At 31.8% G+C, this 16,371-nt stretch carries 13 protein-coding genes and 1 pseudogene; 13 read left to right on the top strand and 1 reads right to left on the bottom strand.

All coding sequences use genetic code 11. From position 1 onward, the window contains the following. Positions 1–160: 160 nt before the first annotated feature. Positions 161–1,552 carry a glycine--tRNA ligase gene (locus KA858_RS01420; protein ID WP_107629536.1) on the bottom strand — a complete coding sequence of 464 codons (1,392 nt, stop codon included), beginning with the start codon at positions 1,550–1,552 and terminating at the stop codon, positions 161–163. 338 nt (positions 1,553–1,890) lie between these two features. On the opposite strand from KA858_RS01420, the gene ccpN reads away from it, so the two are divergent. The 13 genes and pseudogenes from ccpN to KA858_RS01355 all read left to right on the top strand — a co-directional run bounded on the left by ccpN (position 1,891) and on the right by KA858_RS01355 (position 16,299). Beyond that, positions 1,891–2,514, top strand: coding sequence for a transcriptional regulator CcpN (gene ccpN / locus KA858_RS01415; protein ID WP_080365524.1), 624 nt, complete (start codon positions 1,891–1,893; stop codon positions 2,512–2,514). A gap of 11 nt (positions 2,515–2,525) precedes the next feature. Further along, complete coding sequence (locus KA858_RS01410) at positions 2,526–3,341, top strand: pyruvate, water dikinase regulatory protein (protein ID WP_210134813.1); 816 nt, start codon at positions 2,526–2,528, stop codon at positions 3,339–3,341. A gap of 59 nt (positions 3,342–3,400) precedes the next feature. Then, positions 3,401–5,206, top strand: a complete 1,806-nt coding sequence (gene dnaG / locus KA858_RS01405) for a DNA primase (protein WP_210134812.1) — start codon at positions 3,401–3,403, stop codon at positions 5,204–5,206. Between the two features lie 307 nt (positions 5,207–5,513). After that, positions 5,514–6,620 carry an RNA polymerase sigma factor RpoD gene (gene rpoD, locus KA858_RS01400; RefSeq protein WP_053029511.1) on the top strand — a complete coding sequence of 369 codons (1,107 nt, stop codon included), beginning with the start codon at positions 5,514–5,516 and terminating at the stop codon, positions 6,618–6,620. A 188-nt stretch (positions 6,621–6,808) separates the two neighbouring features. Next, the gene (locus KA858_RS01395) at positions 6,809–7,498 is read left to right on the top strand and encodes a tRNA (adenine(22)-N(1))-methyltransferase (protein ID WP_053029510.1); all 690 of its coding nucleotides are present in this window, start codon (positions 6,809–6,811) and stop codon (positions 7,496–7,498) included. Continuing rightward, entirely contained in the window at positions 7,488–8,588 is a 1,101-nt protein-coding gene (locus KA858_RS01390; RefSeq protein WP_210134811.1) for a Nif3-like dinuclear metal center hexameric protein, read from the top strand. The genes KA858_RS01395 and KA858_RS01390 overlap by 11 nt, the downstream gene beginning before the upstream one ends. Before the next feature lie 47 nt (positions 8,589–8,635). Then, positions 8,636–9,982, top strand: coding sequence for a DEAD/DEAH box helicase (locus KA858_RS01385; RefSeq protein WP_210134810.1), 1,347 nt, complete (start codon positions 8,636–8,638; stop codon positions 9,980–9,982). A 9-nt stretch (positions 9,983–9,991) separates the two neighbouring features. Further along, the gene (locus KA858_RS01380) at positions 9,992–10,882 is read left to right on the top strand and encodes a deoxyribonuclease IV (RefSeq protein ID WP_053029507.1); all 891 of its coding nucleotides are present in this window, start codon (positions 9,992–9,994) and stop codon (positions 10,880–10,882) included. Between the two features lie 232 nt (positions 10,883–11,114). Continuing rightward, positions 11,115–11,891, top strand: a complete 777-nt coding sequence (locus KA858_RS01375) for a metal ABC transporter ATP-binding protein (RefSeq protein WP_053029506.1) — start codon at positions 11,115–11,117, stop codon at positions 11,889–11,891. 62 nt (positions 11,892–11,953) lie between these two features. Next, positions 11,954–12,816, top strand: a pseudogene (locus KA858_RS01370) (metal ABC transporter permease). Beyond that, entirely contained in the window at positions 12,803–13,219 is a 417-nt protein-coding gene (locus KA858_RS01365) for a Fur family transcriptional regulator (protein ID WP_075108718.1), read from the top strand. Before KA858_RS01370 ends, KA858_RS01365 begins: the two are co-directional and overlap by 14 nt. Positions 13,220–13,526: 307 nt before the next feature. Continuing rightward, a complete protein-coding gene (locus KA858_RS01360; RefSeq protein WP_037558187.1) occupies positions 13,527–14,126 on the top strand; it encodes a superoxide dismutase in 600 nt (199 codons plus the stop codon). 127 nt (positions 14,127–14,253) lie between these two features. Further along, a complete protein-coding gene (locus KA858_RS01355) occupies positions 14,254–16,299 on the top strand; it encodes a peptidoglycan D,D-transpeptidase FtsI family protein (protein ID WP_210134809.1) in 2,046 nt (681 codons plus the stop codon). Positions 16,300–16,371 lie beyond the last annotated feature (72 nt).

Genomic DNA, 16,371 nt, shown 5'->3' with positions numbered 1-16,371 from the left:
AATGGCACTTAATATAAGAAAAGTAGTAGCTCAACGAGCTGAAAATAATCAAAAAATTTATAAAAAAGACAATTTCTATATTATTTCAATAGAAATTGTCTTTTATTCACTTATCCAAGAACTTTATGTCCCGGACTCTTTGTACTTTATATGATTATAGTTAGAAAGCAACTTTTTCAGCTAAGAACGTTTCCAATTCAGAAATAGGCATACGTACTTGTTCCATAGAGTCACGGTCACGCACTGTTACTTGATTATCTTCTAATGAATCAAAGTCAAATGTAATACAATATGGCGTACCAATTTCATCTTGTCTACGGTAACGTTTACCAATTGATTGAGATTCATCGAAGTCTATTGCAAATTTAGAACTTAATTGTTCGAAGATTTTAATCGCATCTTCAGATAATTTTTTGCTTAATGGTAAAACTGCAGCTTTATATGGTGCAAGGGCAGGGTGGAAGTGCAATACTGTTCGTGAATCTTTACTTCCTTCAACGCCTTCTTCTTCATATGCGTCACATAAGAATGCTAATGTAACACGGTCTGCACCTAATGATGGTTCAATACAATATGGCACATATTTTTCATTTGTTTCAGGATCATGGTATTTGAAATCTTCGCCTGAATGTTCACTATGTTTTTTCAAATCAAAATCAGTACGGCTTGCGATACCCCATAATTCACCCCAACCAAATGGGAAGCGATATTCAATATCTGTAGTTGCGTTTGAGTAGTGTGATAATTCTTCTTCGTCATGATCACGTAGGCGCATATTTTCTTCGTTAATATTTAAATCTTTTAACCATTGGCTAGCAAATGTTTTCCAATAATTTTGCCATTCAATTTCTTCACCTGGTTTACAGAAGAATTCCAATTCCATTTGTTCAAATTCTCTAGTTCTGAAGATGAAGTTACCTGGTGTAATTTCATTACGGAATGATTTACCAATTTGACCAATACCAAATGGTAGTTTTTTACGCATTGAACGTTGAACATTTTTGTAATTTACAAAAATACCTTGTGCAGTTTCAGGTCGTAAGAAAATTTCATTTGTAGAATCTTCGGTAACACCTTGGAAAGTTTTGAACATAAGATTGAATTGACGAATATCTGTCCAATTAGCAGTACCACTTACAGGACAAACGATACCTTCATCGTCAATAATACGTTTCATTTCATCAAAACTTAAACCATCGGCGATAAAGTTTTCATCACCTTTTTCTTTTTGCATGTAATCTTCAATTAACTTATCGGCACGATAACGGATTTTACTATCTTTATTATCAATCATAGGATCATTAAAGTTACCTAAATGACCTGATGCTTCCCATGTTTTTGGGTTCATTAAAATCGCTGCATCAATACCTACGTTAAATGGTGATTGTGTGATGAACTTTTGCCACCATGCTTTTTTAACATTATTTTTTAATTCAACACCTAATGGGCCATAATCCCACGTGTTTGATAATCCACCATAAATATCACTACCAGGAAAAACAAATCCTCTGTGTTTTGCTAATGATACAATTGTTTCCATATCTTTAACCATATAATCTCTCCTTATTAAATACATAAAAACGCCCCAAGACAATAAATAAATGAAAAAATCACATTTATCATTATCTTGGGACGAGTTAATTTATTTCACTATATCAATTAAATATAGTTGATAACTTAATAACCCGCGGTTCCACCCAAATTAGTGTAGCCACTCACTTTTATCAAATTTTACGATTAGCCAAATTGAAGTTGTTAAGCTTACACCATCCTTAACTCGCTTACCATTAGTTTAATAGATTGATTATTTAATAGCAAGAAATTATATGAATTTGTAGGTACAATAATAAATAGGTATAATAGACGTGAACAATAAAGGGGTGAAGACCTATAGAACTTAGTAAAAGACAAGAACAAATTATTGAGATAGTCAAAAGTGGAGGACCTATTACCGGGGAACACATTGCCGAAAAACTAGACTTGACACGTGCTACTTTGAGACCTGATTTAGCAATTTTAACAATGTCAGGATTTTTAGAGGCCAGACCTCGAGTGGGGTATTATTATTCTGGCAAATCTAAAAACAAGTTAATGACTGATAAATTACGTCAATATGTTGTTAAAGACTATATGTCTCCACCAGTCATTGTAAAAGAGGATATGTCTGTTTATGATGCTATTTGTACGATCTTCTTAGAAGATGCTAGTACCTTATTTATTATTAACGAACACAATGATTTTATTGGTGTTTGTTCTAGAAAAGACTTGTTACGTGCATCTATGATTGGTGAAGATATTCATACCATGCCAATCAGTGTTAACATGTCGAGAATGCCAAATTTAACTTATCTTGAAGAAGATGAACTTATCATTTATGCAGCAGATCAAATGATAGAAAAAGAAATTGATTCAATACCAATTGTTAAAAGTAAAGGTAATCATAAATATCAAGTAACAGGTAGAGTATCAAAAACAACAATCGCAAATTTATTTGTATCATTATTTAAAGAATAGGTGGTAAAACGATGGAAAATATAAAGATAATCATCGCATCTGATTCAATTGGAGAAACTGCTGAATTAGTAGCTAGAGCGTGTATTTCACAATTTAATCCAAAAGAATGCAAACATGATTTTTTGAGATATCCATATATTGAAACTAAGGAAGATATAGATGAGGTTATTCAAGTAGCTAATGATAGAGAAGCAATTATCGTTTATACATTAGTAAAACCAGAAATGAAAACATATATGGAAAGCAAAATCGATTCCAATCAGTTACGCTCTATTGATATTATGGGACCATTAATGGAATATTTGAAAGAAGCATTTGAAGAAAATCCATATAATCAACCTGGTAGAGTACATCGTTTGGATGATGCTTACTTCAAAAAAATTGATGCGATTGAATTTGCCGTAAAGTATGACGATGGCAAAGATCCTAAGGGTCTACCTAAAGCTGATATCGTATTAATTGGTGTTTCTAGAACCTCAAAAACGCCGTTATCACAATACTTAGCCCATAAGAGTTATAAAGTGATGAATGTTCCAATAGTACCTGAAATAACACCTCCAGACATGTTATTTGAGATAGATCCATCGAAATGTATCGCGTTAAGAATTAGCGAAGAAAAGTTAAATCGTATAAGAAAACAACGTTTAAAACAACTGGGACTAGGAGATTCAGCGAGATATGCAAATGAGTTGCGTATTAAAGAAGAGATTAAATATTTCGAAGATATCGTCAACAAAATCGGATGCACTGTGATTGATGTTTCAGATAAAGCAATTGAAGAAACTGCCAATGACGTTATTAATATAATTGAGCATCAATCAAAATAGTTTCAATTTAAACTTTAAAAATGTATAATATTATGATAAATATTTATGGGTGATGTACTTTGCGCATTGAACAATCAGTAATTAATGAAATTAAAGATAAAACAGATATTTTGGATTTAGTAAGTGAATATGTAAAATTAGAAAAAAGAGGACGCAATTACATCGGTTTGTGTCCTTTTCATGATGAAAAGACCCCTTCATTCACTGTTTCTGAAGATAAACAAATTTGCCATTGTTTTGGGTGCAAAAAAGGTGGCAACGTCTTTCAATTTACACAAGAAATTAAAGATTTATCATTCGTAGAGGCTGTTAAAGAACTAGGTGAGCGTCTAAATATATCTGTTGACATTGGTAATTCAAGTGACTATACAAGTCAAATTGCGTTTGATGACTTAGCTATGATAGAGATGCATGAATTAATGAATGAGTATTATCAGTATGCTCTACTTAAAACGGTTGAAGGTGAAGACGCCTTAAACTATTTGACAAATAGAGGCTTTTCTGAAGAACTTATTAAAGCGCGTGGAATAGGTTATGCACCTAATCACACGCATTTCTGTCATGACTTTTTACAACAAAAAGGTTATGATATTGAACTCGCATATGAAGCAGGCCTTCTATCTCGAAACGAAGAAAATTTCAGCTATTTTGATCGTTTTAGAGATCGCATTATGTTTCCATTAAAAAATGCGCAAGGTCGTATCGTTGGCTATTCTGGTAGAACTCACAATAATCAAGAACCTAAATATTTAAACAGTCCGGAAACACCGATATTTCAAAAAAGACGATTATTGTATAATCTTGATCAAGCTAGAAAATATATACGTAAAAATGACGAAGCCATTTTACTTGAAGGATTCATGGATGTTATAAAATCTGATTCCTCCGGCTTAAAACCTGTTATTGCTAGTATGGGTACAGCGCTATCAGATGAACACATAACCGTTCTCAAGAAATTAACATCTCATATAACACTAATGTTTGATGGTGATTTCGCAGGGCAAGAAGCAACTATTAAAACAGGGCAACACCTTCTTCAACAAGGGTTAAATGTTTTTGTGGTTCAATTACCTAAAGACATGGACCCAGATGAATATATTACAAAATATGGTAATGAAAAATTTCTAGAATATGTTAATAATGAAAAGAAATCATTTATTTTATATAAAGTAAATCGACATAAAGACGAAATTACTAATAATGATTTAGCTTATGAACGTTACCTTAAAGAAGTTACACAAGACATTGCAATGATGAATTCACAAATATTACAAAATAAAGTCATTAAAGATGTTGCTAATATATTTAACGTAGATCCTAGTACATTAAATGGTAATGTATTAGGCCAACAGCAATATGTTCAGAATGACCCTTATTTTAACGATTATCAATCGTATGATAGTGAGATTCAACAAAACGTAAATGCAATGTTCTCAAATTTATCAAAGCAAGAGAGTGCTGAGAGAGCGCTACTTAAACATTTTATGCACGATAAAGATTTGTTTTTAAATTATCATAAGCAACTTGAAAGCGACGATTTTAGCAATCAATTTTTCAAGCGCATCTATAGTATTTTAGAAGAATTTTACGCAGAAAATGATAAATATTCGATAAGTGATATGATATTATACACAGACAACGATGATTTAAGGGATGCGATAATTGCATTAGACAATTATGATTTAAATGAAGAGCCTTATGATAGCGAAATTGAAGATTATATGGATGTTATAAATGAAGCTAAATATGGTGACACCATTGAAGAATTAAATCATAAGTTGCGCGAAGCATCGCGACTAGGTGATGTAGAATTACAAAAATATTATTTAGAACAAATCGTTAATAAAAATAAAGCAAGAATGTAACATCATTATTAAAATAAATTCGTATTTGAAGCATACAGGTTTTAACAAATCATATAAATTGTATTTCTATTTAATAACCATTATTGTATAATGGTTATTATGCGTTTTTAACGGGTAGAAATGGAACATAAGTAATATTTAACGAATGTAGTAGTTTTGAAAACAAATTAGTATTTAACATTCAAATATTGAATATGAAATGTTACCATTGTTATGAATTTTTATTAATACTTTTCTTATTATATTGAAATATTATATAATTAAATATCTTGTTTGAAAGCATATATTACTATTGGGAGGCCTTTTCATGTCTGATAACCAAGTTAAAATTAAAAAACAAACAATAGATCCGACATTAACATTAGAAGATGTTAAAAAACAATTAATTGAAAAAGGGAAAAAGGAAGGTCACCTTAGCCATGAAGAAATAGCCGAAAAATTGCAAAATTTCGACATGGATTCTGATCAAATGGACGATTTCTTTGACCAATTAAATGATAATGATATCAGTTTAGTAAATGAGAAAGATAGCTCAGATACTGATGAGAAATTAAATCCTAATGATTTAAGTGCCCCTCCTGGCGTTAAAATAAATGACCCTGTCAGAATGTATCTAAAAGAAATCGGGCGAGTAAATCTACTTAGTGCTCAAGAAGAAATTGAACTCGCGAAACGTATTGAGCAAGGTGATGAAATTGCTAAGTCTCGTTTAGCAGAAGCTAACCTACGACTTGTTGTAAGTATTGCAAAAAGATATGTAGGCCGTGGTATGTTATTCCTAGATTTAATTCAGGAAGGTAATATGGGATTAATCAAAGCAGTAGAGAAATTCGACTTTAGTAAAGGGTTTAAATTCTCAACATATGCTACTTGGTGGATTAGACAAGCAATTACTAGAGCGATTGCTGACCAAGCCCGTACAATCAGAATTCCAGTACACATGGTTGAAACTATCAATAAATTAATTCGTGTTCAAAGACAATTATTACAAGATTTAGGTCGTGATCCAGCACCTGAAGAAATTGGGGAAGAAATGGACTTACCACCAGAAAAGGTACGCGAAATTCTAAAAATTGCTCAAGAACCGGTATCTCTTGAAACACCAATTGGCGAAGAAGATGATAGTCATTTAGGTGATTTCATCGAAGACCAAGAAGCGCAAAGTCCATCTGATCATGCTGCATATGAACTATTAAAAGAACAACTTGAAGATGTATTAGATACACTTACTGATCGTGAAGAGAATGTTCTACGACTACGTTTCGGATTAGATGATGGTAGAACGCGAACACTTGAAGAAGTTGGTAAAGTCTTTGGTGTTACGCGTGAAAGAATTCGTCAAATTGAAGCGAAAGCTTTAAGAAAGCTTAGACATCCAAGTCGTAGCAAGCGACTAAAAGACTTTATGGATTAATAAATAAAATAATTCGAGTTTAAATTGATTTATTTTTCATTGCTCATTATAGATTGAACACTTATCTACGAGTCGGATTAGTAATGATTACACTTTGTTATAGGTGTTACTATAATGTGCTTTAGAAAAATGCTAGACTGAGACACTTAACTTTGTCCCAGTCTCTTTTTATAGTAAAGGAGATATCTATGATAACTTTAAACCAAAGATTAACTACTGTGTGCAACTATCTTGTTCCAGGAAACTTAGCCGACATTGGTTCAGACCATGCCTATCTTCCTATCTATGCGATTCAACATGGTCTAATTACACATGCTATTGCAGGTGAAGTCATAAAAGGGCCTTTTGAAGCAGCGAAAAAGAATGTGTCAGAAAATCAGCTCAATGATGTTATTGATGTTCGATTAGGGGACGGATTAAGTGTACTTCGTCAGAATGAATCTATTCAAAATATAACAATTTGTGGCATGGGTGGTCCGCTTATAGCAAGAATATTGAATGAAGGGCGCATTCATTTAGCAAATGGTCCTAGATTAATCTTACAAAGTAATATTCAAACTGAAGTATTAAGATACACGCTCATGACACTGAATTACCAAATCATAGAAGAAGTCATTATGGAAGAGAAAGGACATATCTATGAAATTGTGGTTGCAGCGCATATGGGTCATCAGGATCATTTAGACAAAAAAGAATTAAAATTTGGGCCGAAATTATTACAAAATAAAAATGAAATATTTTATAAAAAATGGCGTCATGAATTAGAAGCTTTAAATCACATTCGTAATCAATTGAATTCAGAGTTACATCATGAGAGACTTAAAGAGATAGATAAGGATATATCATTAATTACAGAGGTGTTAAATAATGAAAATTAAACAATTAATGTCTATTATCGATACACATGTGCCATTAGAGACAGCTGAGAATTGGGACAATGTTGGATTACTTATAGGTAATCATGAATCTGAAATCAATGGTATATTAACGACGTTGGATTGTACAGATGCAATTGTTAATCAAGCTATCGACAAAGGCTATAATACGATTATCGCTCACCATCCTTTAATTTTTAAAGGGGTAAAGTCAATCATTGATGATGGCTATGGTCAATTAATTCAAAAAATAATTCGTCACAATATCAACCTTATTGCGTTGCACACAAATCTTGACAATTACGTTTACGGTGTTAACCAAATGTTGGCTAATAAATTAAAATTGCAAGATATACAATTTTTAAATCAAGAGAATGAAACGTATTATAAAGTTCAAACATATATACCTAAGGATAATGTAGAAAACTTTAAAGATCGTCTTGATCAACATGGACTTGCCAAAGAAGGTGATTATGAGTATTGTTTTTATGAAACTGAAGGTAAAGGCCAATTTAAACCTGTAGGAAATGCTAATCCACATTTAGGTCAGCTTAATAACATAGAATATGTAAATGAAGTTAAAATTGAATTCATGATTAAAGCTAGCCAGTATGCATTAGCTGAAAAAGCAATTATCGACAATCATCCTTATGAAACGCCTGTCTATGATTTAATTAAAATGACTAAAACGGCAAATTATGGTCTTGGCAAAATTGGCACTTTAGAAGATGCGATGTCATTAACAGACTTTGTAAAATTTGTGAAACATGAACTTGATATCCCAAGTGTTCGATACACAGGCGATGCTAATAAACGTATCCAAAAAGTAGCTATCATCGGTGGTGCCGGAATTGGTTATGAGGCACTTGCATTTAACAAAGGTGCGGACATTTTTATAACTGGAGATGTTAAACATCACGATGCACTTGATGCACAAACGTATGGTATGACCATTTTAGATATCAATCATTACAGTGAGTATGTGATGAGAGAGGGACTTAAAGAATTATTAGAACAATGGCTATATGATGAAAGTATAGATTTCCCAATTGATGCTTCTAATATCAATACCGATCCATTCAACTACATGTAAATTGAACTAAAACAACTTCAACTGAATATTTTAAGGAGGCCAAATCGATGGCAACTCACCCATTTGAATTATTTAATTTAGACTCAAAACTTATAGAAGCAATTAAAGATTTAAAATTTAATAAACCAACTGAAATACAAAATAGAATAATTCCAAGAATTAAAAAAGGCGTAAATTTAATAGGTCAATCCCAAACAGGTACAGGAAAATCACATGCATTTTTATTACCACTTATGGATAAAATAGACGAAAAAAACAAAGAACCTCAATCTATTGTGGTAGCGCCAACAAGAGAATTAGCGCAGCAATTATATCAAGCAGCTAGTCATTTAGCTCGTTTTAAACAAGGGGTTAAGGTAAGCCTTTTTATAGGTGGTACAGATATTGAAAAAGATAGACAACGAACTAATAATCAACCTCAATTAGTCATTGGAACACCGACTAGAATTAATGATTTAGCTCAAAGTGGGCATCTACATGCGCATTTGGCATCATATCTCATTGTTGACGAGGCTGATTTAATGATTGACTTAGGCCTTATCGAAGATGTAGATTTAATTGCTTCACGCTTAGATGAAAATGCGCATATAGCAGTTTTCAGTGCTACGATCCCTAAATCATTACAACCATTTTTAAATAAATATCTAAGCAATCCGGAATATGTAGAAGTGGATTCCAAGTCTCAAAATAAAAAAAATATTGAATTCTATTTAATTCCAACTAAAGGAACTGAAAAAGTAGATAAAACACTTCAATTAATCGATATTTTAAATCCATACTTATGTATCGTTTTCTGTAATAGTAGAGATAATGCGGATGAGCTGGCAAATTCACTCAATGCTGCTGGAATTAAAGTTGGTATGATACACGGAGGTTTAACACCAAGAGAGCGTAAGCAACAAATGAAACGTATACGTAATTTAGAGTTTCAATTTGTAATCGCAAGTGATTTAGCTTCTCGAGGTATAGACATTGAAGGCGTTAGTCATGTTATTAATTTTGACGTACCTAAAGATATTGACTTTTTCACTCACCGCGTTGGTAGAACAGGTAGAGGTAACTATAAAGGTGTAGCAATCACACTTTATAGTCCTGATGAAGAGAATCTAATTACGTTAATTGAGGATAAAGGCTACCATTTTGAAAATGTTGATGTAAAACATAATGAATTAACACCAATTAAAGCGCATAACACACGACGTAAACGTGAAAGAAAAGATGACCACTTAACAAACGAAGTCAAACATAAAGTACGTAGTAAGACTAAAAATAAAGTAAAACCAGGTTATAAGAAGAAATTTAAACAAGAAGTTGAAAGAATGAAAAGACAAGAAAGAAAACAATTTAGTAAGAGACAAAATAGACAACAACGAAAAAATAATAAAAAAGGTTAGGTGAACATCATGTTAATTGGATCACATGTATCAATGAGTGGAAAAAAAATGTTAGAAGGCTCTGCTGAAGAAGCGCATAAATTAGGTGAATCAACATTTATGATTTATACAGGTGCACCTCAAAACACGCGACGAAAAAGCATTGAAGATCTAAATATTGAAAAAGGCCACGAAGTTATGAATAAATATGGTTTATCTAATCTAGTTGTTCATGCACCATACATTATCAACATTGCAAACACTACAAAGCCCGAAGTTTTTCAGTTAGGTGTAGACTTCCTTCAAAATGAAATAGAACGTACACAAGCACTTGGTGCCAAAGATATCGTTCTGCATCCAGGTGCCCATGTTGGTGCTGGTGCTGAGAAGGGCATTCAACAAATTATCAAAGGGTTAAATGAAGTTTTAACTCATGATAATGATGTGCGTATTGCATTAGAAACTATGGCTGGAAAAGGTTCTGAAGTGGGACGCACGTTCGAAGAAATTGCTCAAATCATTGATGGTGTCACACATAATGATCGATTATCAATCTGTTTTGATACATGTCATACGCATGATGCAGGGTATAATATCAAAGATGATTTTGATGGTGTATTAAATGAATTTGATAAAATTATTGGTTTAGACCGAATAAAAGTGGTTCATGTCAATGACAGTAAAAATGAACAAGGTGCGCATAAAGATAGACATGAAAATATTGGTTTCGGACACATTGGTTTCGATGCACTTAATTATGTAGTGCATCATGATGCTTTTAAAGATATTCCTAAAATTCTAGAAACGCCTTATGTCGGTGAAGATAAGAAAAATAAGAAAGCACCTTATAAATTTGAAATTGAAATGTTAAAGGCACAACAATTCGATTCTGAGTTAAAAAATAAAATTCTTCAACAATAGTTGTTTTATACTGAATAGTAGTTAGCGATAGTATTAAGCAATTACTTTGTCATTGCTTAGCACCTAACTAACTCTAAAAATAAAACTTCATTGTCCTAGTAAGCCATATGGGTGGTACAATTAATTCTAAATGAATTTTGTATCACCCTTTTCTAAATAACAAAAACAAGTCGTAAACATTACTATTTACAATATATGAACTTAATTGTATAGTATTAAACGAGGTGAAATAATGAGCCAACCTGTATTTGAATTAAAAAACATAGATTATTACTTTGAAAATAAGCAAGTATTAGATAACATCAACATTCACATAAATAAAGGTGAATTTTTGGCAATTGTCGGCCCGAATGGTGCTGGTAAGTCAACTTTACTTAAAATCATATTAGGATTACTACCTTTACAAAAAGGCGAAATATATATTGATGGCAAATCCTATAAGAAGCAAAATCAATCGGAATTAAAAATTAGTTATGTGTCACAAAAAGCCACAGCTTTCAATGCTGGATTTCCAGCTAGCGTTAAAGAAGTTGTTCTCAGTGGACTTACAAAAACGAAGAAGTTATTTCAAAGATTCAATAAAAAGGATGAGGCATTAGTTGATACCGTATTAACGAGATTGAATATTCAACATCTTATCAATAAAAATATTGCAGAACTTTCAGGTGGACAACAACAACGTGTATTAATTGCTAGAGCATTAATATCTAATCCCTCAGTACTTGTATTAGACGAACCTACAAATGGTATCGATGCTAAACATGTTAGTGAATTCTATGAAACACTTGAGCAATTAAAGCATGAGGGCATTACAATTATACTAGTTACGCATGACATTGGTGTTGTAGCAGATACAGCAACAGAAGTAGCATGCTTAAATAAACATTTACATTTCCATGGATCGACTGAAGAATTTAAAAAGTTAGATGAAGTTGAAATTTCGAAAATATATGGTCATCCCGTTAAATTTGTAGATCATCAACATAATAGAGAATGTTGCGAAGCTTAAAATTTAATATATTAGGAGTTTAAAAATGAACAGTTTTATCAAACAAGTTAGTGGTGATATCCATGATTGATGCGTTATTAAATTTTGATTTCATGAGATATTCATTACTTAGTGGGATTTTAATAGGGTTTATTGCACCTTTGATTGGTGCTTTTATTGTTGTAAGAAGATTATCTTTGATTGCAGACGCATTAAGTCACGTCACACTAGGCGGCATTTCATTTGGTATGTTTGTATTGACATTATCACCTGCACTCGCTATTATCAATCCAATGTGGTTTGGAATATTATTTGCCATTATAGGTGCAATACTAATCGAAAATTTAAGAACATCATACTCTAATTATCAAGAGATTGCTATTCCTATTATTATGAGTGCTGGGATAGCGCTCAGTGCCATTTTCATCTCTCTTGCTGACGGATTCAACCAAGAGATCGTAGGCTTATTATTTGGTTCAATAAGTGCAGTAAGTCTTAGCGATTTATTAACAGTTGTCGTTATCGCTATAGTTGTCGTGTTATTCATCGTATTATTCTATAAAGAACTATTTATTCTTTCATTTGATGAAGAGTATAGCAAAGTTATAAATATTCCCAAATGGATTCAATTCCTATTTATAGTTATCGTTGCTATGGTTATTTCAGCTTCAATGAGAGTCGTTGGCATTTTATTAGTCAGTGCTTTAATAACGTTACCAATTGCTATAGCTATGCGAATTACTAAAGGTTTCAAACAATTAATCATTTTAAGTGTTATAATTGGTGAATTCTCAGTAATATTAGGACTTATACTTGCATTTTATATGAATATTTCACCTGGTGGTGTTATTGTAGTACTATTAGTTTTATTATTAGGACTTACAATGTTATTCCAAAAATCAACCGTAAGACTTAAAAAGGGGAAATAACTTATGAATACAAATGATGCAATTAAAATTTTAAAAGATAACGGTTTGAAATATACAAAAAAACGTGAAGATATGATAAATATTTTTGTTAATGAAGATAAATATATCAATGCTAAGCATATACAAAAACAATTAGATAAAGATTATCCAGGCATATCTTTTGATACTATTTACCGTAACTTACACTTATTTAAAGATTTGAAAATTATTGAAAGTACTGAATTAGATGGAGAAATGAAATTTAGAATCGCTTGCATGAATCATCATCATCATCATTTTATTTGTGAAAATTGTGGTGACACTAAAGTTATTGACTATTGCCCAATCGATCAAATTAAATCCTATTTACCAAATGTTGATATTCATACGCATAAGTTAGAAGTTTATGGTGTGTGTGAAGCATGTCAAAAATCAAAATAAATTTTAAATTAATACATTCTACAAACTAAGCGAGCCGGGAGTGGACGACGAATTGAAAAAATTCTGTCCACTCCGTTTTTTTAATCTATTTAAGTGGGAAACCAATTGAAATATAGGTCAAAAGTAGGATTTATCTAAAAATGACGAAATATTGACTCGTATTATGTTTAAAAGCTACCTTTTTGAGATATATTATATAAGTAAGTTGATAATAAGCGTATTAATATTAGTTGCAAGCAAATATTTTGTTGCTTTGTTAATAACTTGTTATTATAAATGTAACGAATTTTTAGGAGGATGATTAAATATGGCTTTTGAATTACCAAATTTACCATATGCAGCAGATGCATTAGAACCACACATTGACAAACAAACTATGGAAATCCATCATGACAAACACCACAACACTTATGTTACTAAATTAAATTCTGCAGTTGAGGGTACAGATCTTGAATCTAAATCAATTGAAGAAATTGTTGCTAACTTAGATAGTGTACCTGAAGATATTCAAACAGCTGTTCGTAATAATGGTGGCGGACACTTAAATCACTCATTATTCTGGGAATTATTAACTCCTAATTCTGAAGAAAAAGGTACTGTTGTTGATAAAATTAAAGAACAATGGGGCTCTTTAGACGAATTCAAAAAAGAATTTGCTGATAAAGCAGCAGCTCGTTTCGGTTCAGGTTGGGCTTGGTTAGTAGTTAATAATGGTCAATTAGAAATTGTTACTACACCAAACCAAGATAACCCATTAACTGAAGGTAAAACACCTATCTTAGGCTTAGATGTTTGGGAACATGCTTATTACCTTAAATATCAAAACAAACGTCCAGATTATATCAGTGCTTTCTGGAATGTTGTTAACTGGGAAAAAGTTGACGAATTATATAATGCAACAAAATAATTCTGCTTTTTCAATTTAGCAAGTGGTCTCTTTATGAGGCCACTTTTTTTATGAAAATGATGGTAATATGTCTCATTTTCATATATCATTTATGAGTAAACATGTTTAATAATTGAGGTAGGTTATCTTGCTTAAAAGATTAAAAGAAAAGTCAAATGATGAAAAAATAAAGCACACAATGAATAAACGAGTTAGCTTCGTATTTGGTGCTATTATAGTTATATTTGGAATTATAGTTTTAAGATTAGGATATTTACAGATTGCACAAGGTTCACATTACAGTCAATTAGTTAAAAATGACGAGAACATAACTGTAAATGAATCCGTACCTAGAGGGCGAATTCTAGATAGAAATGGAAAAGTCTTAGTAGATAACGCATCTAAACTAACGATTACATACACTAGATCTCGAAAAACAAGTCAAAAAGATATGTTAGATACTGCTAAAAAATTGTCATCGTTAATTTCTATGAAGACAAATAAAATCACTGAAAGAGATAAACAAGATTTTTGGATTCAGAAACATCCTGATGAAGTTGATACATTGATGAAAAAAGAAATGTCGATGCTAAATGAAGGCAGTATCACTCAAGATCAATATGATAAACAGTTATATAAGAAAGTCGGCGATAAACAAATTGAAAGTTTATCAAAAAAAGACTTACAGATTTTAGCAATTTATCGTGAAATGGCTGCCGGTTCTACAATGAATCCACAAACAATTAAAAACGAAGATGTAAGTGAAAAAGAATATGCTGCAGTATCACAACAGTTAGATAATCTTCCAGGTGTCAATACAACAATGGATTGGGATCGTCGCTATCCATATGGAGATACTTTGAGAAGTATATTTGGAAGCGTCTCTACGTCTAGTGAAGGTATTCCAAAAGAATTAACTGAACAATATTTAGCTAAAGGCTATTCTAGAAATGACAGAGTCGGTAAATCTTATTTAGAGTATCAATATGAAGATATTTTACGTGGTAAAAAGAAAGAAATGAAATATACAACTGATAAATCTGGCAAAGTTATCAATTCTGAAGTCATCAATCCTGGTTCTAGAGGTGATGATTTACAATTAACAATCGATATAGATTTACAGAAAAAAGTTGAATCATTATTAGAAAATCAAATTAAAACGTTACGTAGCCAAGGTGCTAAAGATATGGATAATGCGCTAATTGTGGTCCAAAATCCTAAAAATGGTGATATTTTAGCAATGGCAGGAAAACAAATTGATAAAAATGGTAATCTTACTGATTATGATTTAGGTAACTTTACCGGCCAATTTGCAGTTGGATCTTCTGTCAAAGGTGGAACATTACTAGCAGGATATCAAAATAACGCTATAAAAGTAGGCGAAGAAATGATAGATGAGCCATTGCATTTCAAAGGCGGATTAACTAAACGTTCATACTTTAATAAAAATGATAAAGTCAGAATTAATGATAAGGAGGCTTTAATGCATTCATCTAACGTTTATATGTTTAAAACCGCACTGAAATTAGCTGGTGATCCTTATTATAGTGGTATGGGCTTACCTTCAGATATAAGGGAAGCTGGTCAGAAATTAAGAAAAGGGTTAAACCAAGTTGGATTAGGTGTTAAGACAGGTATTGATTTACCGAATGAAACAATAGGTCAAATTGAACCTTTAACTAATAATTCAGGAAATTACCTTGATTTGTCAATTGGACAATATGATACGTATAGTCCAATCCAGTTATCACAATACGTTTCTACAATTGCGAATGATGGATACAGAATCCAACCACATATAGGATTGGCAATTCATGATGCTACAAATAGTGATGACATCGGTCCAGTTAAACAAAAAATTAAAGGCAATGTCTTAAATAAAGTAAATAATTCAGAGGATGAAATCAAAGAAGTACAAAAAGGATTTGAAATGGCATTCAATGAAAAAGATGGAACAGGCTATTCAAGTTTCCACAAAACAAAAGTACCTTCTGCAGGGAAAACTGGTACTGCCGAAGTATTCCAAGATGGTGAATCAAGAGTTAATTCAACTTATATAGGTTATGCACCAATCAAAAATCCTAAACTATCATTTTCAATTGTATACACGAATCAACCCGTTCCACCACCATGGTTAAATGGCGGAGATTTAGGTAGAGACGTCATTAATTATTATTTTGATGATAAAAAGTAACCAATTCACTTTTAATTGATTGAAATTATTAATGTATAAAAAATAATACTTTTCAATTATTGTACTAAGTGG

The sequence above is a fragment of the Staphylococcus sp. GDX8P80P genome (assembly GCF_017893095.1).
Lineage (GTDB): Bacteria > Bacillota > Bacilli > Staphylococcales > Staphylococcaceae > Staphylococcus > Staphylococcus borealis.
The sequence above is the reverse complement of the archived record's forward strand: the minus strand, read 5'-3'. Positions and strand labels throughout refer to the sequence as shown.

Coding starts and splice junctions, on each gene's coding strand:
- KA858_RS01420 (WP_107629536.1), bottom strand. CDS start 1,552: ATGGTTAAAGATATGGAAACAATTGTATCATTAGCAAAACACAGAGGA.
- KA858_RS01410 (WP_210134813.1), top strand. CDS start 2,526: ATGGAAAATATAAAGATAATCATCGCATCTGATTCAATTGGAGAAACT.
- rpoD (WP_053029511.1), top strand. CDS start 5,514: ATGTCTGATAACCAAGTTAAAATTAAAAAACAAACAATAGATCCGACA.
- KA858_RS01395 (WP_053029510.1), top strand. CDS start 6,809: ATGATAACTTTAAACCAAAGATTAACTACTGTGTGCAACTATCTTGTT.
- KA858_RS01390 (WP_210134811.1), top strand. CDS start 7,488: ATGAAAATTAAACAATTAATGTCTATTATCGATACACATGTGCCATTA.
- KA858_RS01385 (WP_210134810.1), top strand. CDS start 8,636: ATGGCAACTCACCCATTTGAATTATTTAATTTAGACTCAAAACTTATA.
- KA858_RS01380 (WP_053029507.1), top strand. CDS start 9,992: ATGTTAATTGGATCACATGTATCAATGAGTGGAAAAAAAATGTTAGAA.
- KA858_RS01375 (WP_053029506.1), top strand. CDS start 11,115: ATGAGCCAACCTGTATTTGAATTAAAAAACATAGATTATTACTTTGAA.
- KA858_RS01365 (WP_075108718.1), top strand. CDS start 12,803: ATGAATACAAATGATGCAATTAAAATTTTAAAAGATAACGGTTTGAAA.
- KA858_RS01360 (WP_037558187.1), top strand. CDS start 13,527: ATGGCTTTTGAATTACCAAATTTACCATATGCAGCAGATGCATTAGAA.